Genomic DNA, 25,053 nt, shown 5'->3' with positions numbered 1-25,053 from the left:
CTCATTCAGTTGCCGCCTCGATGCATCTTGAATGATTTTGTGTATAGATTATGTCTCTTAACTTGAGGGGTAAAGGTTGCAGGGAGAACGCCCCGGCACTAGACTACCCGCCTCTTATTTTAGTCTGAGTCAGTGTCATGCGCGTTACCGATTTCACCTTTGAATTACCCGAATCCCTGATTGCCCACTATCCGCAAGCTGAGCGCAGCAGTTGCCGCTTGCTGTCACTGGATGGGCCGACGGGCGCGCTGACGCACGGTACTTTCACTGATTTGCTCGATAAGCTCAACCCTGGAGATCTGCTGGTCTTTAATAATACCCGCGTGATCCCGGCTCGTCTGTTTGGCCGTAAAGCCAGTGGCGGCAAGATTGAAGTGCTGGTCGAGCGTATGCTGGATGACAAACGTATTCTGGCGCATATTCGTGCTTCAAAAGCGCCGAAGCCGGGTGCCGAGCTGCTGCTGGGCGATGACGAAAGCATTAAAGCAACGATGGTGGCGCGCCATGACGCGCTGTTTGAAGTTGAGTTTAACGACGAACGCAGCGTGCTGGATATTCTGAACGCGATTGGCCATATGCCGTTGCCGCCATATATCGACCGTCCGGATGAAGACGCCGACCGCGAGCTGTACCAGACCGTGTACAGCGAAAAACCGGGCGCGGTCGCCGCGCCGACCGCCGGTCTGCACTTTGACGAACCACTGTTGGCAAAACTGCGTGATAAAGGCATTGAGATGGCGTTCGTTACGCTACACGTCGGCGCGGGTACTTTCCAGCCGGTGCGCGTAGACACTATTGAAGATCACATCATGCACTCCGAATATGCGGAAGTGCCGCAGGATGTGGTAGACGCGGTGCTGGCGGCGAAAGCGCGCGGTAACCGCGTGATTGCGGTGGGCACCACCTCCGTACGTTCGCTGGAAAGTGCGGCGCAGGCAGCCAAAAACGACCTTATTGAACCGTTCTTCGGCGATACGCAGATCTTCATCTATCCAGGCTATCAATACAAAGTGATAGACGCGTTGGTGACCAACTTCCATCTGCCGGAATCGACGCTGATCATGCTGGTTTCCGCATTTGCTGGTTATAAAAACACCATGCGTGCCTATCATGAAGCGGTAAAAGCGGAATATCGCTTTTTTAGTTACGGGGATGCCATGTTTATCACGTACAATCCGCAGGCTATTTCTGAGCGTGTCGGGGAATAAGTTTCCGGCATGAGTGTTTAAAACGTCGGACTGTTTTTCTGACGCAGGAGTGAAGATGAAATTTGAACTGGATACCACAGACGGTCGCGCTCGCCGCGGCCGCCTGGTTTTTGATCGTGGCGTAGTGGAAACGCCTGCTTTTATGCCGGTCGGTACTTACGGCACAGTAAAAGGTATGACGCCGGAAGAAGTTGAAGCGACCGGCGCACAGATCATCCTGGGCAACACTTTCCACCTGTGGCTGCGCCCGGGTCAGGAAATCATGAAGCTGCACGGCGATCTGCACGATTTCATGCAGTGGAAAGGCCCAATCCTCACCGATTCTGGTGGCTTCCAGGTATTCAGTCTGGGCGACATCCGTAAGATAACCGAACAAGGCGTGCATTTCCGTAACCCGATCAACGGCGATCCAATTTTCCTCGATCCCGAGAAGTCGATGGAGATTCAATACGATCTCGGTTCCGATATCGTGATGATCTTCGACGAATGTACACCGTATCCTGCCGACTGGGACTATGCTAAACGCTCGATGGAGATGTCTCTGCGTTGGGCGAAGCGTAGTCGCGACCGTTTTGATAGCCTCGGCAACAAAAATGCGCTTTTTGGCATCATTCAGGGCAGTGTTTACGAAGATTTACGTGATATCTCCGTCAAAGGTCTGGTAGATATCGGCTTTGATGGCTACGCTGTCGGCGGTTTGGCTGTTGGTGAGCCGAAGGAAGATATGCACCGCATTCTGGAGCATGTTTGCCCGCAGATTCCGGCTGATAAACCGCGTTACCTGATGGGCGTCGGTAAACCAGAAGATCTGGTTGAAGGCGTGCGTCGCGGTATCGATATGTTTGACTGCGTGATGCCAACGCGAAATGCCCGTAATGGTCATTTGTTTGTGACTGACGGCGTGGTAAAAATTCGTAACGCGAAACATAAAAGCGACACCAGTCCGCTCGATGCTGAGTGTGATTGCTACACCTGTCGCAATTATTCGCGCGCTTACTTGCATCATCTTGACCGTTGCAACGAAATATTGGGCGCGCGACTCAACACGATTCATAACCTTCGCTACTACCAGCGTTTGATGGCGGGTTTACGCAAGGCTATTGAAGAGGGTAAATTAGAGAGCTTCGTGACCGATTTTTACCAACGTCAGGGTAGACCAGTTCCACCTGTGAACGTTGATTAATTTTAATAATGAGGGAATTTGAATGAGCTTTTTTATTTCTGATGCGGTAGCGGCAACAGGTGCTCCGGCGCAGGGCAGCCCGATGTCTCTGATTCTGATGCTGGTGGTGTTTGGTCTGATTTTCTACTTCATGATCCTGCGCCCGCAGCAAAAGCGTACCAAAGAACACAAAAACCTGATGAACTCCATTGCGAAAGGCGATGAAGTGCTGACCAACGGTGGTCTGGTGGGTCGCGTGACCAAAGTAGCAGAATCCGGCTACATCGCTATCGCGCTGAACGACACCACTGAAGTGGTTATTAAACGTGATTTCGTAGCTGCCGTTCTGCCGAAAGGCACCATGAAGGCGCTGTAATTTATTGTTTTCCCAAAGGGAACTGCCGTGTTAAACCGTTATCCTTTGTGGAAGTATGTCATGCTGATCGTCGTTATTGTCGTCGGTCTGCTCTATGCGCTTCCCAACCTGTATGGTGAGGATCCGGCTGTTCAAATCACTGGCGTGCGCGGTGCCGCCGCCAGTGAGCAAACGCTGATCCAGGTCCAGAAAACGTTACAAGAAGATAAAATCACACCTAAGTCTGTGGCTCTGGAAGAGGGTGCTATTCTCGCGCGCTTCGACTCCACTGATACCCAACTGCGCGCACGTGAAGTGTTAATGGGCGTGCTGGGTGATCAATACGTCGTGGCGCTTAACCTTGCTCCGGCAACCCCGCGCTGGCTGGCAGCCATTCACGCAGAACCGATGAAACTCGGTCTTGACCTGCGTGGTGGCGTTCACTTCCTGATGGAAGTGGATATGGACACCGCGTTGAGTAAGTTGCAGGAACAAAATATCGATAGCCTGCGCAGCGATCTGCGTGAAAAAGGCATTCCTTATACTACCGTTCGCAAAGAAGATAACTACGGTCTGAGCATCACCTTCCGTGATAGCAGCGCCCGTGATGAAGCTATCTCTTACCTGAGCAAGCGTCACCAGGATTTGGTTATTTCCAGCCAGGGCAGCAATGCACTGCGTGCTGTAATGACCGATGCGCGTCTGAGCGAAGCCCGTGAATACGCGGTACAGCAGAACATCAACATTCTGCGTAACCGTGTTAACCAACTGGGTGTTGCTGAGCCGGTGGTACAACGTCAGGGTGCTGACCGCATCGTGGTCGAACTGCCGGGTATTCAGGATACCGCGCGTGCGAAAGAAATTCTGGGCGCAACCGCGACGCTGGAGTTCCGTCTGGTAAACACCAACGTTGACCAGTCCGCTGCGGCATCGGGTCGTGTTCCGGGTGATTCGGAAGTGAAACAGTCTCGTGAAGGTCAGCCTGTTGTGCTGTACAAGCGCGTGATCCTGACCGGTGACCATATCACCGACTCCACTTCCAGCCAGGACGAATACAATCAGCCGCAGGTTAACATCTCGCTGGATAGCGCGGGTGGTAACATTATGTCCAACTTCACCAAGGACAACATCGGTAAGCCGATGGCGACCCTGTTTGTGGAGTACAAAGACAGCGGTAAGAAAGATGCTAACGGTCGCGCCGTGCTGGTGAAACAGGAAGAGGTGATTAACATCGCCAACATCCAGTCTCGCCTGGGTAATAGCTTCCGTATCACCGGTATCAACAACCCGAACGAAGCGCGTCAGCTTTCTCTGCTGTTACGTGCCGGTGCGTTGATTGCGCCGATTCAGATTGTTGAAGAACGTACCATCGGCCCAACTCTGGGTATGCAGAACATTAAACAGGGTCTGGAAGCGTGTCTGGCCGGTCTGGTGGTGTCTATCCTGTTCATGATCTTCTTCTATAAGAAGTTCGGTCTGATCGCGACCAGTGCGCTGATTGCTAACCTGGTGCTGATTGTCGGTATTATGTCGCTGCTGCCGGGCGCTACGCTGAGTATGCCGGGGATTGCGGGGATCGTCTTAACCCTTGCCGTCGCGGTCGATGCGAACGTACTGATCAACGAACGTATCAAAGAAGAGTTGAGTAACGGGCGTTCGGTGCAGCAGGCCATCAACGAAGGTTATGCGGGCGCATTTAGCTCCATCTTTGATGCGAACATTACGACGCTGATCAAGGTCATCATCCTGTACGCAGTTGGCACCGGGGCAATTAAAGGGTTCGCGATTACTACCGGTATTGGTGTGGCGACGTCGATGTTTACCGCGATTGTCGGTACACGTGCCATCGTAAACCTGTTGTATGGCGGCAAGCGCGTCAAAAAGCTGTCAATCTGAGGAGTGCGAAGTGGCACAGGAATATACTGTTGAACAATTAAACCACGGCCGTAAAGTCTGGGACTTTATGCGCTGGGACTACTGGGCTTTCGGCATTTCAGGTTTCCTGCTGATTGCGGCCATCGTGGTGATGGGCGTACGCGGGTTTAACTGGGGTCTCGATTTCACCGGTGGTACGGTTATTGAAATCACGCTGGAAAAACCGGCCGATATGGACGTGATGCGCGATGCGCTGGAGAAAGCGGGCTTTGTTGATCCGCTTCTGCAGAACTTCGGCAGCAGCCACGACATTATGGTACGTATGCCGCCAACTGAAGGTGCAGACGGCGGTCAGGTGCTGGGCAGCAAAGTGTTGAGTGTGATTAACGAATCCACCAACCAAAACGCCGCGGTGAAGCGAATTGAATTCGTGGGTCCGAGCGTGGGTGCTGATCTGGCGCAAACCGGTGCGATGGCGCTGATGGCGGCGCTGATCTCCATCCTGGTGTACGTCGGTTTCCGCTTTGAGTGGCGACTGGCGGCGGGGGTGGTTATCGCTCTGGCGCACGACGTGATTATCACACTTGGGATCCTGTCGTTGTTCCATATCGAGATTGACCTGACTATCGTCGCATCACTGATGTCGGTAATCGGTTACTCGCTGAACGATAGTATCGTTGTATCTGACCGTATTCGTGAAAACTTCCGCAAAATTCGTCGCGGTACGCCTTACGAAATCTTTAACGTGTCACTGACTCAAACGCTGCACCGTACGTTGATTACGTCCGGTACAACGTTGATGGTTATTCTGATGCTGTTCCTGTTCGGTGGTCCGGTACTGGAAGGCTTCTCGCTGACGATGCTGATCGGTGTTTCCATCGGTACCGCATCTTCTATCTACGTGGCATCGGCGCTGGCGCTGAAGCTGGGTATGAAGCGTGAGCACATGCTGCAGCAGAAGGTCGAGAAAGAAGGGGCGGATCAACCGTCGATTCTTCCTTAACCATTAAGAGTGAAGATACTGGAATCCCGATCGTAAGGTCGGGGTTTTTTTTGCCTGTGAATTAGCGACAGGCAATTATCTTTTCCTGTCGCCACACTACTGACAGTATGCTGTCAGTAGCCCTGTCTTATAGTCCTTCTGAGATTACCCACACAGGCAGGAGGAAGTATGAGCAACGTAATTAATTGGTTTGAAATCCCTGTAGCACAAATGGATCGCGCCATCGCTTTTTATGAACCAGTGATGCAGGTTTCTTTGCGTCGGGAGAACATGGACTGCGCGGAGCTGGCCGTATTTCCGCATCAGGATCCCGCTCCTGGCGGTGCACTGGCTAAATTTGACGGTATTACGCCTTCAGCGCAGGGCGCTATTATTTACCTGCATACGGACGATTTGGCTGCAACGCTTGAACGCGTCGCCACCGCTGGTGGCCAGTGCGTGTTTGGCCCGCTTGAACTGGGGCAAGACATTGGCACGATTGCGCTGTTTACTGACAGCGAAGGCAATCGCGTTGGTTTACATCAACCCGCGTAATTTTTTCAGGACTGACGATTAATATGACCAGACGCGCCGACCGCTTGTTTCAGATTGTACAAATCCTGCGTGGCAGGCGAGTGACAACGGCGGCGCTGCTGGCAGAACGTCTTGAAGTTTCTGAACGGACGATTTATCGCGATATCCGCGATCTCTCTTTATCCGGCGTGCCCATTGAAGGCGAAGTGGGCAGTGGATACCGCTTAATGGCGGGGTTTGATCTGCCGCCGTTGATGCTAACCCAGCACGAATCAGAAGCGTTGATGGTAGCGATTCGGTTGCTGAAAACATGGGGCGGGGATTCACTCTCACAGGCGCTGGAATCAGCACAGGAGAAAGTGTTGGTGATATTGCCGCCAGAGAGTCGGCGCAGAGCCGAGCAAACGCGGATTTTCGCACCTGATTTTGGTAATCAGCCGCATTCACGCAGTGCGTTCGATCTCATTCATCGCGCGGTTTCGGCGCAGCAGGCGCTGGCGCTGCATTATCGCGATGAGTCCGGGAATCTCTCCTGGCGCGACGTTCAGCCGCTGGGATTATTTTTCTGGGGCGAGCACTGGCTGCTCGTTGCCTGGTGTGAAAAACGTGACGATTATCGCTGTTTTCGCGTTGATCGTTGTCTGAAGATCACGCCGCTTAACAGGTATTTTCGCGAATCAGCGGATCGATCGCTAAGTGACTTTTTACGTAAAGTACGCTGTGAAGACCGGCCATAAAAAAGCCAGCGGTTAAGCTGGCTTGTCTGCGATAGATTGGCTGGATTAGAAGTTGTAACCAACAACCAGGTAACCACCCCAACCGGTAGATTTCGCGCTGAAATCGCCTTCGCCCCAGTTCAGAGTGTCGCCACCTTTCCACTGGCCGCCGTTGTGGAAGTAACGCGCCACTACGGAGTAGTGCCAGTGATCGTAGTTCAGCGCCAGAACGTGGCTGGAAGCGATAGAGTTGCTGGTGCGGTTCGGGTCATCACCCAAATCTGAGCCCCAGTCGAAGTTGGTGAAGCCGATGTAGGTCAGCTGGCCGCCCCAAACCTGGGTGATCGGCACAAAGTATTTCACTTTGAAACGGTAGCCATCCCACTCGTTTTCGTTGGATGCGCCATAGTTCTGCCACTGGTATTTAGCATAGACGTTCAGGGACAGACCCATCGGCAGACCGGTATCGATATCGGTACCCAGACCCATATACCAGGTGCTCTGGCGGCTGGCTTTGTTATCACCCATATCGTAGATGTAGTTGTTGGCGAAATACCATTCTTTGAACGGACCGAAGCTCAGGTCAGCGCCGGTCAGCTTGTCGATGGAGAAACGCGGTTCGATTTCCATAAACAGCGGGGAACCGTCAGACCAGATACCTTTATCGTTGCCGTTACCCCAGTCGAAGGTTTTAGGAATATCGATGTAGCCATAGAAGTCAAACCAGTCTTTTTTGGCAAACGCTTCATATTCCAGATACACGTCGTTGTTCAGTTTCGGGGAGAAACGGGTGTGGTAGCTACCCACCACGTTGACGCTCTGGTGCCACCAGTCGGACAGATATTGCGGTTTGTCATTTTCTGCCGCGTTGGCAGTAAAAGACGAGGAGAGCGCCAGCACTGCACCGGCTGCAAGTAATGTTTTTTTCATATGTATGCCACTGTTTGAAATCCCTTTCGGGATAGAAAAATGCGCAATTTGCGTTTCTATACACTTCATCCTTCAAGCCGCCTCTTTGTTGGCTGCCTTTGCTCACCCCTGTCACTTACTGATGTAAGCTCCAGGGATTCACGCAGTTGCCGCCTTGATACGTCTTGCATGATTTTGTGTAGAAATATTTCGTGTTTCTTCGGTGCCTATTATAAAAATCATTGTTCACAAAAATATGTTTTGTTTCACAGTTCTATCATTTGCGTAATCGATTGCGTTCACGTTTGCGTACTTTAGGCGGCGAATTGTACTGGCTCCGGTGAATGTTGCCAAGTTTTACCGGAAATATCGCTTATGTCAGAGGAGTAACAAAATTGGCGGGAGTGATGTTGCGGAACGCACAAAAACGTTCCGCAAAAAGTTTATTGACTAACAGGTTGGATGTCGTGGATGCGAACAAAACCTAACTGATCTGGAGACAGTCCGTTTAACTGCAATGGAATGTCTACATCACTGGGGGCAAGAATACTTGCCGGGGCGTTGACCAATTGGTTGTGAACGTTCACTTCCTGATAGTTGTCCGTGGTGCCCTGAATTTGCCCGTATTCGACGGTGGCGCTAAAGGCGGGTAAAGGCGTGTTGGATTCACCCTGAATCCGCAGCGTCAGGCGCGTACCGTCGGCGTTCGGCGCAATATTTATCAGCGACATACGTAACGTGCCTATCTGGCTGTCCAGTCGGGCAGGGGTTTTGGAACCTGGCAGCAGATAGACGCCGCTGGTTGATTTTGCGTTCAACATATTTTGTTGAGTAATTTTTACCGTTTCCTGATTTAGCTGCGTCATCTCTTTATTCAACGTGCTAACACTTTGATGCATCTGGCGTACTTCGCTTTGCTGTGCGCAGGCGCTTAGGCTAAAGAGACTTCCCACCAGGAGAATTCTTAGGTAACGTCTTGTCATTGTGATTACTTCCTTTATTGTCGCGATAGCATAATGGTAGTGCGCACTGAGCGCGAAGGCATCGATCCTTTGTCTCAAAAGCGTTGCGCCTTTGTTGTCACGCCAGTTCAGGGTAAAATAGATTCCGGTCAACCACTGAGGTACAGGACGCCGTATGCATTGCCCATTCTGTTTCGCCGTAGACACTAAGGTAATTGACTCTCGTCTTGTCGGCGAGGGCTCCTCAGTACGCCGCCGTCGGCAGTGTCTGGTCTGTAACGAACGTTTCACCACTTTTGAAGTGGCTGAACTAGTTATGCCGCGCGTTGTGAAAAGCAACGATGTGCGTGAACCCTTTAATGAAGATAAGCTGCGCAGCGGCATGCTCAGAGCGCTTGAGAAACGTCCGGTCAGCTCTGATGACGTCGAAATGGCGTTGAACCATATCAAATCACAACTGCGTGCGACTGGCGAGCGTGAGGTGCCGAGCAAGATGATTGGCAACCTGGTGATGGAGCAGTTGAAAAAACTCGATAAAGTCGCCTACATCCGCTTTGCTTCGGTTTACCGGAGTTTCGAAGATATCAAAGAATTTGGCGAGGAGATTGCTCGCCTACAGGACTAAGCCATGCAGGATGAATTATACATGGCGCGCGCGCTGAAGCTTGCTGCGCGCGGACGTTTTACCACTCACCCCAACCCCAACGTGGGCTGCGTGATTGTGAAAGATGGGGAGATCGTCGGTGAAGGATATCATCACCGTGCGGGCGAACCGCATGCCGAAGTTCATGCTCTGCGGATGGCTGGAGAAAAAGCGCAAGGGGCAACGGCCTATGTGACGCTTGAACCCTGTAGTCATCATGGTCGCACGCCGCCGTGCTGCGATGCGTTGATTGCGGCGGGTGTATCGCGTGTGGTTGCGGCGATGCAGGATCCTAATCCGCAGGTCGCAGGACGTGGGCTCTACCGTTTGCAGCAGGCGGGCATCGACGTCAGCCACGGGCTGATGATGAGCGAAGTTGAGCAATTGAATAAAGGCTTTCTCAAGCGCATGCGTACGGGATTCCCGTATCTGCAGCTTAAGCTTGGCGCGTCGCTTGATGGCCGTACAGCGATGGCCAGCGGTGAAAGCCAGTGGATTACCTCACCACAGGCGCGCCGCGATGTGCAACGCTTGCGCGCGCAAAGCCATGCCATTTTAACCAGCAGTGCTACGGTGCTGGCAGACGACCCTCAGCTTACCGTGCGTTGGTCGGAGCTTGGGGAATCAACTCAGGCGAGTTACCCGCAGGAAGAGCTGCGCCAGCCAATCCGCATTGTTCTGGATAGCCAGAATCAGGTCACGCCGGAGCACCGTATTGTGCAACAGCCTGGAGAAACCTGGATTGTCCGGACTGAAGACGACCCTCGTAGCTGGCCGGAGACGGTTCGTAGCCTGAAGGTGCCGGAACATAACGGGCATCTGGATCTGGTGGTGCTGATGATGCAACTGGGCAAACAGCAAATTAACAGTATTTGGGTTGAAGCAGGCCCAACGCTCGCGGGAGCATTATTACAGGCCGGTTTGGTCGATGAGCTAATCGTGTATGTTGCGCCTAAACTGTTAGGCAGCGATGCGCGAGGATTATGTGTGCTTCCAGGCCTTGAGAAACTGGTTGACGCCCCCCATTTCAAATTCAATGAGATACGCCAGGTGGGCCCGGACGTTTGCCTGCATTTAACGACTGCGTGAGGCTTTCTGATTTAGAGGAAGCAGCGCACAGAATATTATGATAAAATCCGCCCCCCTTACGGGGCTATAAATCGAACCCGAAGGAAGAATATGAACATTATTGAAGCTAACGTTGCTACCCCGGACGCTCACGTCGCCATCACCATTGCGCGTTTCAACAACTTTATCAATGACAGCCTGCTGGAAGGTGCGATCGACGCCCTGAAACGTATTGGTCAGGTTAAAGATGAAAACATTACCGTTGTTTGGGTTCCAGGTGCCTATGAGCTGCCGCTGGCGGCTGACGCTCTGGCGAAAACCGGTAAATACGACGCGGTGATTGCGCTCGGTACGGTGATCCGTGGCGGTACCGCGCACTTCGAATATGTGGCTGGCGGTGCAAGCAATGGCCTGGCGCATGTCGCTCAGGACAGCGGCATTCCGGTAGCCTTCGGTGTTCTGACCACCGAAAGTATTGAACAAGCCATCGAACGTGCTGGCACTAAAGCCGGCAACAAAGGCGCAGAAGCTGCACTGACTGCGCTTGAAATGATTAATGTATTGAAAGCCATCAAGGCCTGATTTTTGTAAGGGGAAATCCGTGAAACCTGCTGCTCGTCGCCGCGCCCGTGAGTGTGCCGTCCAGGCGCTCTACTCCTGGCAGTTGTCCCAGAACGACATCGCTGATGTTGAATACCAGTTCCTGGCGGAACAGGACGTAAAAGATGTCGACGTTCTGTATTTCCGTGAACTGCTGTCCGGGGTGGCGACTAACAGCGCGTACCTGGATGGCTTAATGAAGCCTTACCTGTCTCGCCTGTTGGAAGAGCTGGGTCAGGTAGAAAAAGCCGTGCTGCGTATTGCGCTGTTTGAACTGTCTAAACGTAGCGATGTGCCATACAAAGTGGCCATCAACGAAGCGATTGAACTGGCGAAAACCTTCGGCGCTGAAGACAGCCACAAATTCGTCAACGGCGTACTGGATAAAGCAGCACCTGTGATTCGCCCCAACAAAAAGTAATTCCGAGGCCGGTCGGATGGTGGAACATGTTTCCGCTATCCCCGGCTTTTTCTTTTTTTTCTGCTGAGGCATAACGTATGGCATGCGGCGAATTTTCCCTGATTGCCCGTTATTTTGACCGCGTAAGAACCTCTCGTCTTGATGTCGAAACCGGTATTGGTGACGATTGCGCACTTCTGAACATCCCTGAAAAACAGACGCTGGCGATCAGTACCGATACGCTGGTAGCTGGTAACCACTTCCTCCCTGACATTGATCCGACCGATCTCGCCTGGAAAGCGCTGGCGGTGAATTTGAGCGATCTGGCGGCGATGGGGGCGGACCCAGCATGGCTGACGTTAGCGCTCACGTTACCTGACGTCGATGAAGCCTGGCTTGAAGCCTTCAGCGATGGCCTGTTTGAACTGCTGAATTACTATGATATGCAACTGATTGGCGGCGACACCACGCGTGGGCCACTGTCGATGACGTTGGGTATCCATGGCTACGTCCCTGTAGGACGGGCCTTAAAACGCTCCGGAGCGAAACCGGGAGACTGGATTTATGTTACCGGTACGCCGGGAGACAGCGCGGCGGGGCTGGCGATTTTACAGAATCGGTTGCAGGTTGGAGATGCAAAAGACGCAGACTATCTGCTTAAACGTCATCTGCGGCCAACGCCGCGCATCCTGCAGGGACAAGCCCTGCGCGATCTGGCCAGTGCGGCTATCGATATTTCCGACGGCCTGATCTCCGATCTGGGGCATATCGTTAATGCCAGCGGCTGCGGCGCGCGGGTTAACGTTGATGCGCTGCCTTACTCTCCGGCATTTGCCCAACACGTGGAATCGGAACAGGCGCTGCGCTGGGCGCTCTCGGGGGGGGAAGATTATGAGTTATGCTTTACCGTACCGGAAATTAACCGTGGCGCGCTGGACGTGGCGCTGGGGAATCTCGGCGCAGCGTTTACCTGTATCGGGCAGATGAGCGCGGATGTGGAAGGCATTCACTTTACGCGCGACGGAAAACCCGTCACGTTCGACTGGAAAGGATATGACCATTTTGCCGCGCCTTAAAAAAGATGTCGCCAAAAGCCGCCTGAGTATGCGCAACCCGTGGCACCTGTTAGCCACCGGTTTTGGCAGCGGGCTGAGCCCAATTGTTCCTGGCACCATGGGATCGCTGGCGGCGATCCCATTTTGGTATTTAATGACGTTTCTGCCGTGGCAGTTGTATTCGCTGGTGGTCATGTTGTCTATCTGTATTGGCGTTTATCTGTGCCATCAAACGGCGAAAGATATGGGCGTGCACGATCACGGCAGCATTGTCTGGGACGAGTTTGTCGGGATGTGGATAACCCTGATGGCGCTACCAACCAACGACTGGCAGTGGGTTGCCGCGGGTTTTGTGATTTTCCGTATCCTGGATATGTGGAAGCCGTGGCCGATCCGCTGGTTTGATCGCAACGTGCATGGCGGGACGGGGATCATGATCGATGATATTGTCGCCGGGATACTTTCTGCCGGGATCCTCTATTTTATCGGCCATCACTGGCCGGTAGGGATTATTTAACCCTTTTGGGGGCTGTTGTAGGCCCGATAAGCGTCGCGCCATCGGGCAATCAGTGCCGGATGCGCTATGCTTATCCGGCCTACAATTAGCAATCGCCAATGCTTATTTAAATCCCACCACCGGATGCTGTTTGTACGGCGTTTCCAGCTCGGCTACCTGCTCTGGTTTCAGCGTTAAATCCACCGCATTAAGCAACTCATCCAGCTGTTCCTCACGCGACGTACCGATAATCGGCGCGGCCACACCGGGTTTACTCAGTAGCCAGGCCAGCGCAACCTGTGCACGCGTGACGCCTAATTCTTCACTGATACCGGCCAGCCGTGCGGCAATTTGCGCATCGTTTTCATCGCTCTCGTTGTACAAATTTTTACCGACTTCATCAGAAACCAGACGTGCCGTCGTTTCTCCCCACGGGCGCGTCAGGCGACCACGCGCCAGCGGACTCCATGGGATCACCGCCACACCTTCCTGATAGCACAGTGGCAGCATTTCGCGTTCTTCTTCGCGGTATATCAGATTGTAGTGATCCTGCATGCTAACGAACTGTGCCCAGCCGTGTTGTTTCTGCAGGGCCAGTGCCTGAGCAAACTGCGAAGCGTGCATGGATGAGGCGCCGATATAGCGCGCTTTACCGGCTTTAACGACGTCGTTCAGCGCTTCCAGCGTTTCTTCGATTGGCGTGTTGTAATCCCAGCGATGAATTTGCAGGATGTCGACATAGTCCATACCCAGACGTCTGAGGCTGTCGTCGATTGAGCGCAGGATTTGTGCGCGGGATAATCCTTCCGGCAGGTCGTCAACCTGATGAAAAACCTTGGTGGCGACCACGACATCTTCGCGGCGGGCGAAATCACGCAGCGCGCGACCGACAATCTCTTCGCTGCTGCCAGCGGAGTAGCTGTTGGCGGTATCAAAAAAGTTAATACCGCCCTCAAGGGCATGTTTGATTATCGGACGGCTACTTTCTTCCGGTAGCGTCCAGGCATGATTGCCGCGATTGGGTTCGCCAAACGTCATGCAGCCCAGGCAAAGGCGGGAGACCCGAAGGTCTGTTTTTCCTAAGGTGTTGTATTGCATAAATTCGCTCCTGCTTAGCGTGTTATTCCTTAAGCATAGCAGGAGCGAGGGGGGGATTATGCCAGCCAGGCCTTGATTTTGGCCTCAATTCCGGTGGCATTCAGACCCAGATCGGCGCGAGCCTCGTCCTGAGTTCCCTGCGGGATGAAGAAATCAGGCAGGCCAATGTTCAGTACCGGAACGGGCTTGCGATGGGCCATCAGTACTTCGTTTACGCCGCTGCCAGCACCGCCCATAATGGCGTTCTCTTCAATGGTGACCAGCACGTCGTGTTGGGCAGCCATTTCCAGGATCAGCGTTTCATCCAGCGGTTTCACAAAGCGCATATCGACCAGCGTGGCGTTCATCGACTCTGCGACCTGAGCGGCTTCCGGCATCAGGGTACCGAAGTTGAGAATTGCCAGTTTCTCACCGTGACGCTTGACGATACCTTTACCGATAGGCAGCTGTTCCAGCGGCGCCAACTCAACGCCCACCGCGTTACCGCGCGGGTAGCGCACGACCGTTGGACCGTCGTTGTAGTGATAGCCGGTGAACAGCATCTGGCGGCATTCGTTTTCATCACTCGGGGTCATGATGACCATTTCCGGGATGCAGCGCAGGAAGGAGAGATCAAACGCCCCTTGATGAGTTTGTCCATCTGCGCCCACAATACCCGCCCGGTCGACAGCGAACAGGACCGGCAGTTTCTGAATGGCGACATCATGCAGCACCTGATCGTACGCGCGTTGCAGAAAAGTAGAGTAAATCGCCACGACCGGCTTATAGCCGCCAATCGCCAGACCGGCAGCAAACGTCACCGCGTGCTGCTCGGCAATCGCCACATCGAAGTAGCGGTCCGGGAATTTACGGGAAAACTCCACCATGCCGGAGCCTTCGCGCATCGCCGGGGTGATCGCCATCAGCTTATTGTCTTTCGCCGCAGTCTCACACAGCCAGTCACCGAAGATTTTTGAATAGCTCGGCAGGCCGCCGCTGCTTTTCGGCAGGCATCCGCTGGACGGATCGAATTTTGGTACTGCGTGGAAGGTGATTGGATCTTTTTCTGCCGGCTCGTAACCACGACCTTTTTTGGTCATGATGTGCAGGAACTGCGGGCCTTTCAGATCGCGCATGTTCTTCAGTGTGGTGATAAGCCCCAGCACGTCGTGACCATCCACCGGACCGATATAGTTAAAGCCCAGCTCTTCAAACAGCGTACCCGGAACAACCATGCCTTTGATGTGTTCTTCGGTACGTTTGAGCAGCTCTTTAATCGGCGGTACGCCGGAGAACACTTTCTTCCCGCCTTCGCGCAGCGAGGAGTAAAGTTTGCCGGAGAGCAATTGCGCCAGGTGGTTGTTCAGCGCACCGACATTTTCTGAGATCGACATTTCGTTGTCGTTCAGAATAACCAACATGTCGGGTTTAATATCACCCGCGTGGTTCATCGCTTCAAACGCCATGCCAGCGGTGATGGCGCCATCGCCAATCACGCAGACGGTACGACGTTCTTTGCCTTCTTTCTCAGCGGCAACCGCAATACCGATGCCAGCGCTGATGGAGGTTGATGAGTGGCCAACGCTCAGTACGTCATATTCGCTCTCACCGCGCCACGGGAACGGATGCAAACCGCCTTTCTGGCGAATCGTGCCGATTTTATCGCGGCGGCCGGTCAGGATTTTGTGCGGATAAGCCTGATGTCCCACATCCCAGATTAACTGGTCAAACGGGGTGTTGTAGACATAGTGCAGCGCGACGGTGAGTTCCACCGTGCCCAGACCAGAGGCGAAGTGCCCGCTGGAACGGCTCACGCTGTCGAGCAAATAGCGGCGCAGTTCGTCGCAAAGCTTTGGCAGGCTCTCTTTCGGCAGCAGGCGTAACTCCTGGGTGGAGTCGACCAGCGCCAGGGTCGGGTATTTGGCTATATCAAAACTCATCGCAAGCTCATGGGATATGTTGGTTTATTTATCACGCTGGATTATGTAGTCCGCTAGCGCTTCCAGTGCCGAGGTATCGAGTGACTGTGCGGCCAGCAGATTCAGCGACTGGCGGGCATCTTCGATTAAATCCCGGGCTTTATTCCGGGCTTGCTCAAGACCCAGAAGTGCAGGATAGGTACTTTTGCCAAGCTGCTGGTCAGCACCCTGACGTTTACCCAATGTTGCAGTATCGCCTACCACATCCAGTATGTCATCCTGAACCTGGAAGGCCAGACCGATGCTTTCTGCGTATTTGTCGAGTATTGCCAGGCATTCTCGCCCTTTATCGCCTGCGCTCAATGCACCCAGACGTACGGCGGCGCGAATCAATGCCCCGGTTTTGTGGCGGTGAATACGCTCCAGCGCATCCAGCTCAACCTGATGGCCTTCGGCTGCCAGATCCAGCGCCTGGCCGCCGCACATACCGGCGATACCGCTGGCCTGAGCCAGTTCAGAGATCATCGCGATGCGGTCACGGTCAGACACTTCCGGCATCGGGGCGTCGCTGATAATAGAGAATGCCAGCGTTTGCAGCGCATCACCGGCCAGAATCGCATTCGCTTCGCCAAACTTGACGTGGCAGGTCGGCAGACCGCGACGCAGATCATCGTCGTCCATCGCGGGTAAATCGTCGTGCATCAGTGAATAGGCATGGATGCACTCGACGGCTGCAGCGGGAGCATCAAGCGTACTCAGGCTGACGCCAAACATCTGGCCGGTCGCGTACACCAGGAACGGGCGCAGACGTTTACCGCCTAATAATGCGCCATATTGCATGGTTTCGACCACGGGAGTGTTCTGAAAGGGCAGTGGCGCGATAAAACGGCTCAGTGCCTGGTTGGCCTGCTCAACGCAAGCCTGTAGCTGCTGCGTAAAATCCATTTACTCATTATCCGGTGTAAAAGGCGTAAGGGCGGCGTCTTCAGTATCTGACAGCAGGATTTGCACGCGCTGTTCAGCCTGTTGCAATTTAACCTGTCCCTGACGCGCCAACTGTACGCCGCGTTCGAATTCGTTCAGCGCTTCTTCCAGCGGCAGGTCGCCGCCTTCCAGGCGGGTAACAATCTGTTCCAGCTCGCTCAGCGCTGTTTCAAAACTGGCTGGCGCTTCATTTTTCTTCGGCATAATGAATGTCTGACTCTCTGTATTGGCAGCACAAGACTATGGTAACGGACTCGCACTGATAAGCAAATAACGCGCAATGGTAAGGCGATGTGCACAGGATGACCATGATGGTGGTATACTTGCGCGCCTGGATGCAGCCGCAGGGTATGGGCTGCTGTATTTTTTCCCATTACAAGTCATTCAGACTTGCCAAAGAACCATTGCCGCCATGAAGTTTATCATTAAATTGTTCCCAGAAATCACCATCAAAAGCCAATCTGTGCGTTTGCGCTTTATAAAAATTCTGACAGGGAACATTCGTAACGTTTTAAAGCACTATGATGAAGACCTTGCCGTTGTCCGCCACTGGGATCACGTTGAGGTTCGCGCGAAAGATGAAAGCCAGCGCCTGGACATTCGCGACGCGCTGACCCGTATTCCGGGGATCCACCACATTCTCGAAGTAGAAGACGTGCCGTTTACCGATATGCACGATATTTTCGAGAAAGCACTGGTGCAGTATCGCGACCAACTGGAAGGTAAAACCTTCTGCGTACGCGTTAAACGTCGTGGTAAGCATGAGTTTAGCTCCATTGAGGTGGAACGTTATGTTGGCGGTGGACTGAACCAGCATATTGAATCCGCGCGCGTGAAGCTGACGAAGCCGGACGTGACGGTTAATCTTGAAATCGAAAACGACCGTCTGTTGCTGGTTAAAGGCCGCTATGAAGGTATTGGCGGTTTCCCTATTGGTACGCAGGAAGACGTACTGTCGCTGATCTCCGGTGGTTTCGACTCCGGCGTGTCCAGCTACATGCTGATGCGTCGTGGCTGCCGCGTGCACTACTGCTTCTTTAACCTCGGCGGCGCAGCGCATGAAATCGGTGTTCGTCAGGTGGCGCATTATCTGTGGAACCGCTTCGGTAGTTCGCATCGCGTGCGTTTTGTTGCTATCAACTTTGAACCGGTGGTCGGTGAGATCCTGGAGAAAGTTGATGACGGCCAGATGGGCGTGGTTCTCAAGCGTATGATGGTTCGCGCGGCGTCGAAAGTCGCTGAGCGCTACGGCGTACAGGCGCTGGTCACCGGTGAAGCACTGGGCCAGGTGTCCAGCCAGACGCTGACCAACCTGCGTTTGATCGATAACGTATCAGACACCCTGATCCTGCGCCCACTTATCTCCCATGATAAAGAGCACATCATCAATCTGGCGCGTGAAATTGGCACCGAGGATTTTGCTCGTACCATGCCGGAATACTGCGGTGTAATTTCAAAAAGCCCGACGGTGAAAGCGGTTAAAGCGAAGATTGAGGCCGAAGAAGAAAACTTCGATTTCTCTATCCTCGATAAAGTGGTTGAAGAAGCGAACAATATTGATATTCGCGATATCGCCCAGCAGACGCAGCAAACCGTGGTAGAAGTGGAAACCGTGAGCGGTTTCGGCCCGAACGATGTGATCCTGGATATCCGTTCTGTGGATGAACAGGATGATAAACCGCTGAAGGTTGACGGCGTGGACGTCGTTTCTCTGCCGTTCTACAAGCTGAGCACTAAATTCGGCGATTTGGACCAGAGTAAAACCTGGCTGCTGTGGTGTGAACGCGGGGTGATGAGCCGTCTGCAGGCGCTTTATCTGCGCGAGCAGGGCTTTGAAAACGTGAAGGTGTATCGCCCGTAATTGCAACTTGCCCCGGCTTTCTGTGCCGGGGCTGCGTTAGCCTTGTGGGTGAAGCGATGCGACACTGCTTAGCAATTGGCTGGCAATCTGCGGGATCGCTTCTTTTGTGAAAAAGCCCATCGTTACCGCAATCGCAATCAGTTCTCCTTTGCTATTTCGCAACGGACAGGCGATAGATTGCGCGCCGGGGATCCCCTTGGTTGGGTTGTAACGCACTGCATACCCTTGCGATTTTATCTGCTCAATCAATTCATTCTGCGCTTGATTCTGCGCTTTATAACCGGAAAAACTCATAAAGACTTGCCCTGCTGCACTGGCATGAAGTGGAACCAGCGTGTTGGGCAGATAATCGATATCGACGTTACGAAAGCTACGATTGTAGTGTTTGAGCATTAATCCATTATCAGAAACCACGACGACACCGGTGGAGTGGTTAAAGTTATCGCGAAACGTCACCAGCACGGAATTAAGCTCGTTAATCGCATTGCGTTCGCCAGTGTGGCTTTCTGCCAGTTGCAGCGCTGTTGCCCCTACGCTGTAAAGCCCTTTTTCGTTTTGGCGCAACATGCCCGTTCGACATAGCGAAACCAGGTATTTATGTAAACGGCTTTTTGACAGACCGCATCCCGTGGCGATATCGATTGCCCTTGCCTGTCCATTTTGACTGGCGACAAATGTCAAAATGCTAACGGCTATATCAACCGAATTTACCCCTTGCGATGTTTCAGTCATATACGCTCTCTTATTTAGATCTTTCGCGATTATACCATCGCGCCAGAAAGCCGCACTGCCTTCGCATTTTAAAAGATCTCTACCTCTAAGTAATTAGATCGTGATTTATCTCAAGTTAATTATTGGTGAACATTGATTCACTAATGGTGAACTTTTTGGAGGGAAATTCATGGATGCTTTGAGCAATATACGTTTAAAAAGAAGAACCCTGCTAAAGGGGTTAGGTGTGGTGGGGTTAGCCTCATTAGGACCAACGTTTCTGGGATTGCGTCAGGCCAACGGTACGCCGTTGCCTCGGTTTCGTCTTAAGCAGTCGGATTATCAGACATTTCGTTCGACCTGCGCTATGGAGTGTTTGCACTGCAACCTGACGGCTTATGTCTGGAAAGATCGCTTAATGAAAATTGAAGCGACGAAAGGCTTTAACGTGAAGTGTTGTTTACGGGGAATTAGCCGCACGAAATGGGTCTACCACCCGTTACGTTTGACGCAGCCGTTACTGCGTACAGGAGAAAAAGGCGAAGGGAAGTTTAAGCCAATTTCCTGGGATACCGCGCTGGATCTGATTGAACAAAAAATCAGGGAAACGATCGCAAGCGATGGTAATAAAGGCCTGTTGCTAACCGCCGCGTCAGGGAACATGGACTCTATCAAGAATGATATGGGCAAGGCATTTTTTGATTATCTTGGCGGGTCGACAAAGCATACAGGATCGTTATGCTGCGCCGCCGTCACCGCAGCCATGATGCCGATGGTGGGGTTACGGTATGCGGATACCCGCGACACGATACCTGACAGTCGCTATATCCTGTGCTGGGGGAATAATCCAGCCGTTACGATGCATGCTTACTTTAAGGATTATTCGCATGCGCAACGTAACGGAGCGCGGCTGGTGGTCATCGATCCCCGATTTAATGAAACGGCTGCGAAAGCGGATGAGTGGGTGCCTATTGTGCCGGGGACGGATATCGCGCTGGCGCTGGGGATGATCAATATCATTATGCAGGAAAAACGCTATGACGCGGATTTTCTGCGGGCGCATACCGGCGCGGTTTATTTGGTGGATGCGCAACAGAAATTAATGCGAGCCGACGCGCAGGATGCTGACAGTTATCTGGTGTTTGACACTGTGACGCAAAGCATGAAGCGACATGATGCGCCTGGCGTTGTTCCCGCATTGTTGAGCAATGAACTTCCTGACGGGAGTCATTTTACTACCGTATTAGATAACGTTTGGGCGCAGGCAAAACCCTGGACGGTGCAAAAAGTAGAGGAGGAAACCGATGTTCCAGCGCACACCATTTTACGTTTGGCGCGGGACTATTCTTCAACGCAACCGGCAATGATTATCCAGAATATGTCCGGCGCGCAGAGAACAGAGTTTGGTACTTATGTTGCGGCCAGCCAGTTTTATCTGGCGTTAATAACCGGCAATATCGGCAAACGTGGCTCCGGAGTCTGCGATGCGGGCGGGGTCAGGCAAATGGCGAAATTCTCGCCCATCATCCCCCCCGCGCCAAATGCAGCCAAAATCCCGCCGATCCCTATTTCCAAAATTGGCGACTGGATCGTTAACGAAAAACCACATCCTATTAAGTTTTGGTGGAACATGACGCTGGGCGCGATGACGCAATTGCCGAATACGAACCAGGTCAGAGAAGCCTTTAAAAAAGTGCCGTTCGTGGTGGTTGCCGATAATCTGATGAGTTCATCTGCGTTGTACGCCGATCTGGTGCTTCCTGTGACGACCATTTTTGAAGATGTCAGTTTAATGGCGGGTGTACGTAGCCACTATGTACAACTGATGGAAAAAGCGGTGGAACCCCCTGGAGAGGCTAAACCCGATTACTGGATTTTTGCGCGTCTGGCCGAGCGTTTTGGCTATGGCGAAGTCTTCAATCAGCCCATTGAGCATTATATAGATGCGTGTCTGAAAGGTTCAGAAATCACTCGTGAGATGCTGAAAAAAGGGCCGGTGTGTCCCGTCGACGGAGACTGGATCCCCTTCAAAGATGGGCAGTTCCGTACTTCAACCGGAAAAGCGCATTTTTATATTGAGGAGTGGGCCAAAAAAGACTTCCTACCAGTCGTGACCTGGAAACAGGTGAAAGAGTCGGTGAAAGGTTCGCCTGAACTGGCAAGCCAGTATCCGTTAATGGCGGTACAGCGCAAACTGGCGCGTAGCGTACATTCCAGCCATGGCATGAATGAATGGATCCTTGAGGTTCAGCGCAATCGTCCGAACGTTATGATTCACCCGGAAGATGCCAAGAATCGCCAAATTCAGGCCGGAGAATGGGTTGTCGTCTTCAACCATCGTGGAGAGCACCGGGCAATTGCTGATGTGACAACGCATATAAAACGGGGCGTTGTGAGCCTGGATAATGGCTGGTGGGAACAGCAGGGGGGAAGCAGCAGTCATGTCACCAACGATCAGGTGGAAGTTCTGGGGAATGGCCACTGTTGTAACAGTACGCTGGTTGACGTGAGAAGGGAGGCATAATCATGACGAAACAGTATGGATTTCTTATCGATATGCAGAACTGCTATGGCTGCAAGACCTGTAGCATGGCCTGCAAATCGGAAAATATGACGCCGCTTGGCGTGCTATGGCGTCGGGTTCGCGAGCGCTGTACGGATGAACCTAATACTCAATCCTTTATCAGTATGTCATGCAATCATTGCGACGATCCGCAGTGTATGAAAGTGTGCCCAGCCGGAACGTATACCAAGCGCGCCGACGGTATTGTTGTTCAGGATCACGATCGTTGTATTGGTTGCCGAATGTGCATTATGGCTTGCCCCTGGAACGCACCGGTTTACGATGCGCAAGAAGGGAAAACCAGTAAATGTAATCTGTGTGCGGAACGCCTGGATGAAGGGTTGCAACCTCGCTGTGTGGAGTCTTGTCCTGCCGGGGTATTACGCTTTGGCGATATAGAAGAATTACGCAAAGAGCATACCACCCAATGGACGGTGCTGGAGAAGCGTTACAACCTGCCTGACCACAACATCAGCAAACCCAATATTGTCATTATTGCGCCACGGGACTGAGGAGAGAAAAATGGAACACTATGAACTGCCATTGGTCTTTTTTACCGTCTTCGCGCAATGGGGGATTGGCGGTGTGCTGGCGCTGACGCTATGTCAGAATATCAGCACGCTGAAATTTAATGCAAAACAGTATCGCATGTTGGCATTGTTATTCTGGGTAATCACGGTGCTTGGCTCTTTGGCATCTCTCGTGCACCTGGGAACACCTACTGGCGCATACCGTTCACTGGCAGGGTTCGGAACATCCTGGCTTAGCAGGGAAGTGGTGGCGTTTATTGTATTAAATGCAGCGATTTTTTGCTGGTTAGCGCTATGCTGGCTCAAGCCTGGACATCCTGGTATTAATCTATTGGGAGGCGTGACGGCGCTTGTTGGCCTGGCCTCTATTTTTGTGACGTCTCAGGTTTATTACCAGATGGCTCTGCACCCGCTTTGGCACACTATTGCGACACCGGTTGGTTTTTTGGCTACGTCGGTATTGCTGGGTTTTATGAGTGTGGCGGTGGCGTTTGGTTATTGGTATAAATCCTCTTTAAAGGTATGCAATGCGGGGATTGTAATTGGAATCGTGTTGGCCATGAGTGGTTTGTGGTTCCGCTATCATATCCCTGGCGCTGATGCGTCAAGTCCTCTGCTTTGGTGGCAGTTATTTGCCAGTATCTGCGTTGCTATATGGGGGATATCGCGCCTGAACTACGGTACACAGAGCTGGGCGTGGGTAGCATTAATAGCGACGGGAGAGTTGGCGGGAAGAATGCTGTTTTACAGTAATGTCATGAGTGGGGCACCCTGGTTCTAAATCCTTTGCCGGATGTCAGTAACCATCCGGCAATCTCGTTTACTCGTAATAATTATAAATTCCCGCAGCCATCACCAGTTGTGATGCAACTTCGTAAGCCTTTTCACGACTGACCAGAAGATCAATGATTTTCAAACCGAAATCGATTGAGGTTCCCGGTCCCTGGCTGGTTAACAGGTTAACGCGCGGATCCCACACGACGCGCTTGTCCTGCCATTGATCAGCGGGGATTTGGTCTTTCAGCGCCGGGAAACCGGTCATGTTGCCGATGGGAAAAATGTCGTGCGGGACGAGGACGGTCGCGGCAGCGGCGCAGATTGCCGCGACAATGCGCCCGGAGCGATGAAACTGCTTCACGGTTTCGACCAGCAGAGGGCTGTCGCGAAAACACTCGGCGCCTTTAATACCGCCTGGCAGTACGATAATGTCGAAATCGCCGTCGGCAACTTCGACTAATGGCGCATCCGCCAGCAGTTTCACACCGCGCGAGCACACGATCGTCAGGTTGCCATCGCTGGCGACGCTGGCGGTTGTGACCTTAATTCCGCCGCGAACCAGTAGATCGATAGTAGTAACCGCTTCGGTTTCTTCACTACCAGGGGCGAGACATACCAGTGCTTGAGCGCTCATACTCACTTTCCTTTCTTTTAACCATTTCAAACAGGCGGGCATTTTCCGGAACGGCGATGCCGTGTGCGCGTGCGCGTTTTAACAAATACCCGGTAATGTAGTCGATCTCAGTATGACGCATGGCGCGAATGTCCTGCAGCATAGATGAGATATTTTCCGCCGTACTGTCAATCACTTGCTCGACATAATAGCGTAAATCATCCGCTGATGTGTGGTGGCCTTCGCGTTCGATCACCGCTGCCACTTCCTCGCAGATGAGCGCTATTTTTTCCGGATGATGGCGTAACTCACCGTTTGGGCAATCCCATAATGCGGTCAGCGGGTTAATGACGCAGTTGACGGCCAGCTTGCGCCACAGCTCGGCGCGAATGGTGTTATGCCAGGCGACGTCCGGCAGCACCTCTTGCAGGGTTTCAGCCAGATAGCTGAAATCGCCGTCTTGCTCACGCGCCGGCCCAATACGCGTTGTTCCCTGAGCGACATGAATGATGACGTTCCCGTCACGGCGTGCCGCGTGAGTGGTGGTGCCCATCAGCAAGGGTTGTTTAATGTTATGTAACTCTTCAATCGTCCCCATGCCGTTGTGAATAAGCAGAATGGGCGTGGTTTCAGGCAGAATTGCAGACAGGCCTTTTACCGCATCAGAAACCTGCCAGGCCTTCAGGGTGACCAGCAGCAGGTCGCTTTTTGCCAAAAAGTCGGGGTCATTTGCCGTCAGGGATTCATTAAAAACTGAGCCATCCGTGTCGATCAGGTTTACACTGCAGTAGGGTTGCGGTACGCGCAGCCACCCTTGCACCTCATGTCCATGTTTGCACAGCGCTGTAAGCCATAGCTGCCCTAACGCTCCACATCCCAGTACGGTAATTTTCATTCTTCCTCCTCACCTGCAACAGCACCAGGTGTTAATCCATATCGACCGCACCCCATTATTGTTCGCAGATGTCACTACCACGTACAATGAAAGGATACAGCCTAGTATAGCGCTGTCTGTTGAGTAACTTTGCAGGTATTATGCTTCGCATCAAAAAT

General features: G+C 52.7%; 26 protein-coding genes. 17 read left to right on the top strand and 9 right to left on the bottom strand.

All coding sequences use genetic code 11. The features are described from left to right. The first annotated feature begins 137 nt into the window (after window positions 1-137). The 7 genes from queA (at window position 138) to FDX24_RS17925 (ending at window position 6,853) form a co-directional block, all read left to right on the top strand. The gene (queA, locus tag FDX24_RS17955; protein WP_115600852.1) at window positions 138-1,208 is read left to right on the top strand and encodes a tRNA preQ1(34) S-adenosylmethionine ribosyltransferase-isomerase QueA; all 1,071 of its coding nucleotides are present in this window, start codon (window positions 138-140) and stop codon (window positions 1,206-1,208) included. 55 nt (window positions 1,209-1,263) lie between these two features. Beyond that, window positions 1,264-2,391, top strand: coding sequence for a tRNA guanosine(34) transglycosylase Tgt (gene tgt / locus FDX24_RS17950; protein ID WP_003021535.1), 1,128 nt, complete (start codon window positions 1,264-1,266; stop codon window positions 2,389-2,391). 22 nt (window positions 2,392-2,413) lie between these two features. Then, the gene (gene yajC, locus FDX24_RS17945) at window positions 2,414-2,746 is read left to right on the top strand and encodes a preprotein translocase subunit YajC (RefSeq protein ID WP_003021544.1); all 333 of its coding nucleotides are present in this window, start codon (window positions 2,414-2,416) and stop codon (window positions 2,744-2,746) included. Between the two features lie 27 nt (window positions 2,747-2,773). Next, entirely contained in the window at window positions 2,774-4,621 is a 1,848-nt protein-coding gene (gene secD / locus FDX24_RS17940; RefSeq protein WP_003021547.1) for a protein translocase subunit SecD, read from the top strand. Between the two features lie 10 nt (window positions 4,622-4,631). After that, window positions 4,632-5,603 (top strand): protein translocase subunit SecF, encoded by a 972-nt coding sequence (gene secF / locus FDX24_RS17935; protein ID WP_003021550.1) that lies wholly within the window; start codon window positions 4,632-4,634, stop codon window positions 5,601-5,603. A 168-nt stretch (window positions 5,604-5,771) separates the two neighbouring features. After that, window positions 5,772-6,137, top strand: coding sequence for a VOC family protein (locus tag FDX24_RS17930; protein ID WP_003021554.1), 366 nt, complete (start codon window positions 5,772-5,774; stop codon window positions 6,135-6,137). Between the two features lie 23 nt (window positions 6,138-6,160). After that, a complete protein-coding gene (locus FDX24_RS17925) occupies window positions 6,161-6,853 on the top strand; it encodes a YafY family protein (protein ID WP_137364698.1) in 693 nt (230 codons plus the stop codon). A 45-nt stretch (window positions 6,854-6,898) separates the two neighbouring features. Here the strand turns inward: FDX24_RS17925 and FDX24_RS17920 are convergent, their stop codons facing one another. Then, window positions 6,899-7,762 (bottom strand): nucleoside-specific channel-forming protein Tsx, encoded by an 864-nt coding sequence (locus tag FDX24_RS17920; protein ID WP_003021561.1) that lies wholly within the window; start codon window positions 7,760-7,762, stop codon window positions 6,899-6,901. 422 nt (window positions 7,763-8,184) lie between these two features. Continuing rightward, entirely contained in the window at window positions 8,185-8,724 is a 540-nt protein-coding gene (locus FDX24_RS17915; RefSeq protein ID WP_048212439.1) for a DUF3251 domain-containing protein, read from the bottom strand. 154 nt (window positions 8,725-8,878) lie between these two features. On the opposite strand from FDX24_RS17915, the gene nrdR reads away from it, so the two are divergent. The 6 genes from nrdR (at window position 8,879) to pgpA (ending at window position 12,986) form a co-directional block, all read left to right on the top strand. Continuing rightward, window positions 8,879-9,328, top strand: a complete 450-nt coding sequence (nrdR, locus tag FDX24_RS17910; protein ID WP_016152032.1) for a transcriptional regulator NrdR — start codon at window positions 8,879-8,881, stop codon at window positions 9,326-9,328. Between the two features lie 3 nt (window positions 9,329-9,331). Continuing rightward, the gene (ribD, locus tag FDX24_RS17905) at window positions 9,332-10,435 is read left to right on the top strand and encodes a bifunctional diaminohydroxyphosphoribosylaminopyrimidine deaminase/5-amino-6-(5-phosphoribosylamino)uracil reductase RibD (protein WP_115643779.1); all 1,104 of its coding nucleotides are present in this window, start codon (window positions 9,332-9,334) and stop codon (window positions 10,433-10,435) included. Window positions 10,436-10,525: 90 nt separating this feature from the next. Beyond that, window positions 10,526-10,996, top strand: a complete 471-nt coding sequence (gene ribE / locus FDX24_RS17900; protein WP_061067417.1) for a 6,7-dimethyl-8-ribityllumazine synthase — start codon at window positions 10,526-10,528, stop codon at window positions 10,994-10,996. Between the two features lie 19 nt (window positions 10,997-11,015). Continuing rightward, entirely contained in the window at window positions 11,016-11,435 is a 420-nt protein-coding gene (gene nusB, locus FDX24_RS17895; RefSeq protein WP_000801129.1) for a transcription antitermination factor NusB, read from the top strand. A gap of 77 nt (window positions 11,436-11,512) precedes the next feature. Continuing rightward, window positions 11,513-12,490: a thiamine-phosphate kinase gene (thiL, locus tag FDX24_RS17890; protein ID WP_048212437.1), complete on the top strand. Its 978-nt coding sequence runs from the start codon at window positions 11,513-11,515 to the stop codon at window positions 12,488-12,490. Then, window positions 12,468-12,986, top strand: a complete 519-nt coding sequence (gene pgpA, locus FDX24_RS17885) for a phosphatidylglycerophosphatase A (RefSeq protein WP_003021578.1) — start codon at window positions 12,468-12,470, stop codon at window positions 12,984-12,986. The genes thiL and pgpA overlap by 23 nt, the downstream gene beginning before the upstream one ends. Window positions 12,987-13,088: 102 nt before the next feature. On the opposite strand, the gene yajO is transcribed toward pgpA, so the two are convergent. The 4 genes from yajO to xseB are packed head-to-tail and all read right to left on the bottom strand — an operon-like array spanning window position 13,089 to window position 17,149. Continuing rightward, window positions 13,089-14,063: a 1-deoxyxylulose-5-phosphate synthase YajO gene (gene yajO, locus FDX24_RS17880; RefSeq protein WP_061067420.1), complete on the bottom strand. Its 975-nt coding sequence runs from the start codon at window positions 14,061-14,063 to the stop codon at window positions 13,089-13,091. A 56-nt stretch (window positions 14,064-14,119) separates the two neighbouring features. Continuing rightward, window positions 14,120-15,982, bottom strand: a complete 1,863-nt coding sequence (dxs, locus tag FDX24_RS17875; RefSeq protein ID WP_048212435.1) for a 1-deoxy-D-xylulose-5-phosphate synthase — start codon at window positions 15,980-15,982, stop codon at window positions 14,120-14,122. A 24-nt stretch (window positions 15,983-16,006) separates the two neighbouring features. Then, entirely contained in the window at window positions 16,007-16,906 is a 900-nt protein-coding gene (gene ispA, locus FDX24_RS17870; RefSeq protein WP_048212434.1) for a (2E,6E)-farnesyl diphosphate synthase, read from the bottom strand. Further along, entirely contained in the window at window positions 16,907-17,149 is a 243-nt protein-coding gene (xseB, locus tag FDX24_RS17865; protein WP_003021586.1) for an exodeoxyribonuclease VII small subunit, read from the bottom strand. A gap of 208 nt (window positions 17,150-17,357) precedes the next feature. On the opposite strand from xseB, the gene thiI reads away from it, so the two are divergent. After that, window positions 17,358-18,806: a tRNA uracil 4-sulfurtransferase ThiI gene (gene thiI / locus FDX24_RS17860; RefSeq protein ID WP_003021587.1), complete on the top strand. Its 1,449-nt coding sequence runs from the start codon at window positions 17,358-17,360 to the stop codon at window positions 18,804-18,806. A gap of 36 nt (window positions 18,807-18,842) precedes the next feature. Here thiI and FDX24_RS17855 read toward each other — a convergent pair whose 3' ends face one another. After that, window positions 18,843-19,538: an IclR family transcriptional regulator gene (locus FDX24_RS17855; protein WP_137364697.1), complete on the bottom strand. Its 696-nt coding sequence runs from the start codon at window positions 19,536-19,538 to the stop codon at window positions 18,843-18,845. A 169-nt stretch (window positions 19,539-19,707) separates the two neighbouring features. Here FDX24_RS17855 and FDX24_RS17850 point away from each other — a divergent pair, with 169 nt between their 5' ends. The 3 genes from FDX24_RS17850 to FDX24_RS17840 are packed head-to-tail and all read left to right on the top strand — an operon-like array spanning window position 19,708 to window position 23,391. After that, on the top strand, window positions 19,708-22,041 hold the full coding sequence (locus FDX24_RS17850; RefSeq protein WP_137364696.1) for a molybdopterin-dependent oxidoreductase: 2,334 nt from the start codon (window positions 19,708-19,710) through the stop codon (window positions 22,039-22,041). Between the two features lie 2 nt (window positions 22,042-22,043). Continuing rightward, window positions 22,044-22,592 (top strand): 4Fe-4S dicluster domain-containing protein, encoded by a 549-nt coding sequence (locus FDX24_RS17845; protein WP_170971283.1) that lies wholly within the window; start codon window positions 22,044-22,046, stop codon window positions 22,590-22,592. Between the two features lie 10 nt (window positions 22,593-22,602). Next, a complete protein-coding gene (locus tag FDX24_RS17840; RefSeq protein ID WP_101741798.1) occupies window positions 22,603-23,391 on the top strand; it encodes a DmsC/YnfH family molybdoenzyme membrane anchor subunit in 789 nt (262 codons plus the stop codon). 39 nt (window positions 23,392-23,430) lie between these two features. On the opposite strand, the gene yajL is transcribed toward FDX24_RS17840, so the two are convergent. Both yajL and panE read right to left on the bottom strand, forming a co-directional pair. Then, window positions 23,431-24,021, bottom strand: a complete 591-nt coding sequence (gene yajL, locus FDX24_RS17835) for a protein deglycase YajL (protein ID WP_003847587.1) — start codon at window positions 24,019-24,021, stop codon at window positions 23,431-23,433. After that, window positions 23,984-24,895 carry a 2-dehydropantoate 2-reductase gene (panE, locus tag FDX24_RS17830; RefSeq protein ID WP_003021593.1) on the bottom strand — a complete coding sequence of 304 codons (912 nt, stop codon included), beginning with the start codon at window positions 24,893-24,895 and terminating at the stop codon, window positions 23,984-23,986. Before panE ends, yajL begins: the two co-directional genes overlap by 38 nt. Between the last annotated feature and the right edge of the window lie 158 nt (window positions 24,896-25,053).

The organism is Citrobacter sp. wls716 (genome assembly GCF_005280975.1).
Classification (GTDB): domain Bacteria; phylum Pseudomonadota; class Gammaproteobacteria; order Enterobacterales; family Enterobacteriaceae; genus Citrobacter; species Citrobacter youngae.
The sequence above is the reverse complement of the archived record's forward strand: the minus strand, read 5'-3'. Positions and strand labels throughout refer to the sequence as shown.

Bases quoted from the DNA above. Each gene is read 5' to 3' on its own strand.
- queA (WP_115600852.1), top strand. From the start codon at position 138: ATGCGCGTTACCGATTTCACCTTTGAATTACCCGAATCCCTGATTGCC.
- tgt (WP_003021535.1), top strand. From the start codon at position 1,264: ATGAAATTTGAACTGGATACCACAGACGGTCGCGCTCGCCGCGGCCGC.
- yajC (WP_003021544.1), top strand. From the start codon at position 2,414: ATGAGCTTTTTTATTTCTGATGCGGTAGCGGCAACAGGTGCTCCGGCG.
- FDX24_RS17930 (WP_003021554.1), top strand. From the start codon at position 5,772: ATGAGCAACGTAATTAATTGGTTTGAAATCCCTGTAGCACAAATGGAT.
- FDX24_RS17925 (WP_137364698.1), top strand. From the start codon at position 6,161: ATGACCAGACGCGCCGACCGCTTGTTTCAGATTGTACAAATCCTGCGT.
- FDX24_RS17920 (WP_003021561.1), bottom strand. From the start codon at position 7,762: ATGAAAAAAACATTACTTGCAGCCGGTGCAGTGCTGGCGCTCTCCTCG.
- FDX24_RS17915 (WP_048212439.1), bottom strand. From the start codon at position 8,724: ATGACAAGACGTTACCTAAGAATTCTCCTGGTGGGAAGTCTCTTTAGC.
- nrdR (WP_016152032.1), top strand. From the start codon at position 8,879: ATGCATTGCCCATTCTGTTTCGCCGTAGACACTAAGGTAATTGACTCT.
- ribD (WP_115643779.1), top strand. From the start codon at position 9,332: ATGCAGGATGAATTATACATGGCGCGCGCGCTGAAGCTTGCTGCGCGC.
- ribE (WP_061067417.1), top strand. From the start codon at position 10,526: ATGAACATTATTGAAGCTAACGTTGCTACCCCGGACGCTCACGTCGCC.
- thiL (WP_048212437.1), top strand. From the start codon at position 11,513: ATGGCATGCGGCGAATTTTCCCTGATTGCCCGTTATTTTGACCGCGTA.
- pgpA (WP_003021578.1), top strand. From the start codon at position 12,468: ATGACCATTTTGCCGCGCCTTAAAAAAGATGTCGCCAAAAGCCGCCTG.
- yajO (WP_061067420.1), bottom strand. From the start codon at position 14,063: ATGCAATACAACACCTTAGGAAAAACAGACCTTCGGGTCTCCCGCCTT.
- dxs (WP_048212435.1), bottom strand. From the start codon at position 15,982: ATGAGTTTTGATATAGCCAAATACCCGACCCTGGCGCTGGTCGACTCC.
- ispA (WP_048212434.1), bottom strand. From the start codon at position 16,906: ATGGATTTTACGCAGCAGCTACAGGCTTGCGTTGAGCAGGCCAACCAG.
- xseB (WP_003021586.1), bottom strand. From the start codon at position 17,149: ATGCCGAAGAAAAATGAAGCGCCAGCCAGTTTTGAAACAGCGCTGAGC.
- thiI (WP_003021587.1), top strand. From the start codon at position 17,358: ATGAAGTTTATCATTAAATTGTTCCCAGAAATCACCATCAAAAGCCAA.
- FDX24_RS17855 (WP_137364697.1), bottom strand. From the start codon at position 19,538: ATGACTGAAACATCGCAAGGGGTAAATTCGGTTGATATAGCCGTTAGC.
- FDX24_RS17850 (WP_137364696.1), top strand. From the start codon at position 19,708: ATGGATGCTTTGAGCAATATACGTTTAAAAAGAAGAACCCTGCTAAAG.
- FDX24_RS17845 (WP_170971283.1), top strand. From the start codon at position 22,044: ATGACGAAACAGTATGGATTTCTTATCGATATGCAGAACTGCTATGGC.
- FDX24_RS17840 (WP_101741798.1), top strand. From the start codon at position 22,603: ATGGAACACTATGAACTGCCATTGGTCTTTTTTACCGTCTTCGCGCAA.
- yajL (WP_003847587.1), bottom strand. From the start codon at position 24,021: ATGAGCGCTCAAGCACTGGTATGTCTCGCCCCTGGTAGTGAAGAAACC.
- panE (WP_003021593.1), bottom strand. From the start codon at position 24,895: ATGAAAATTACCGTACTGGGATGTGGAGCGTTAGGGCAGCTATGGCTT.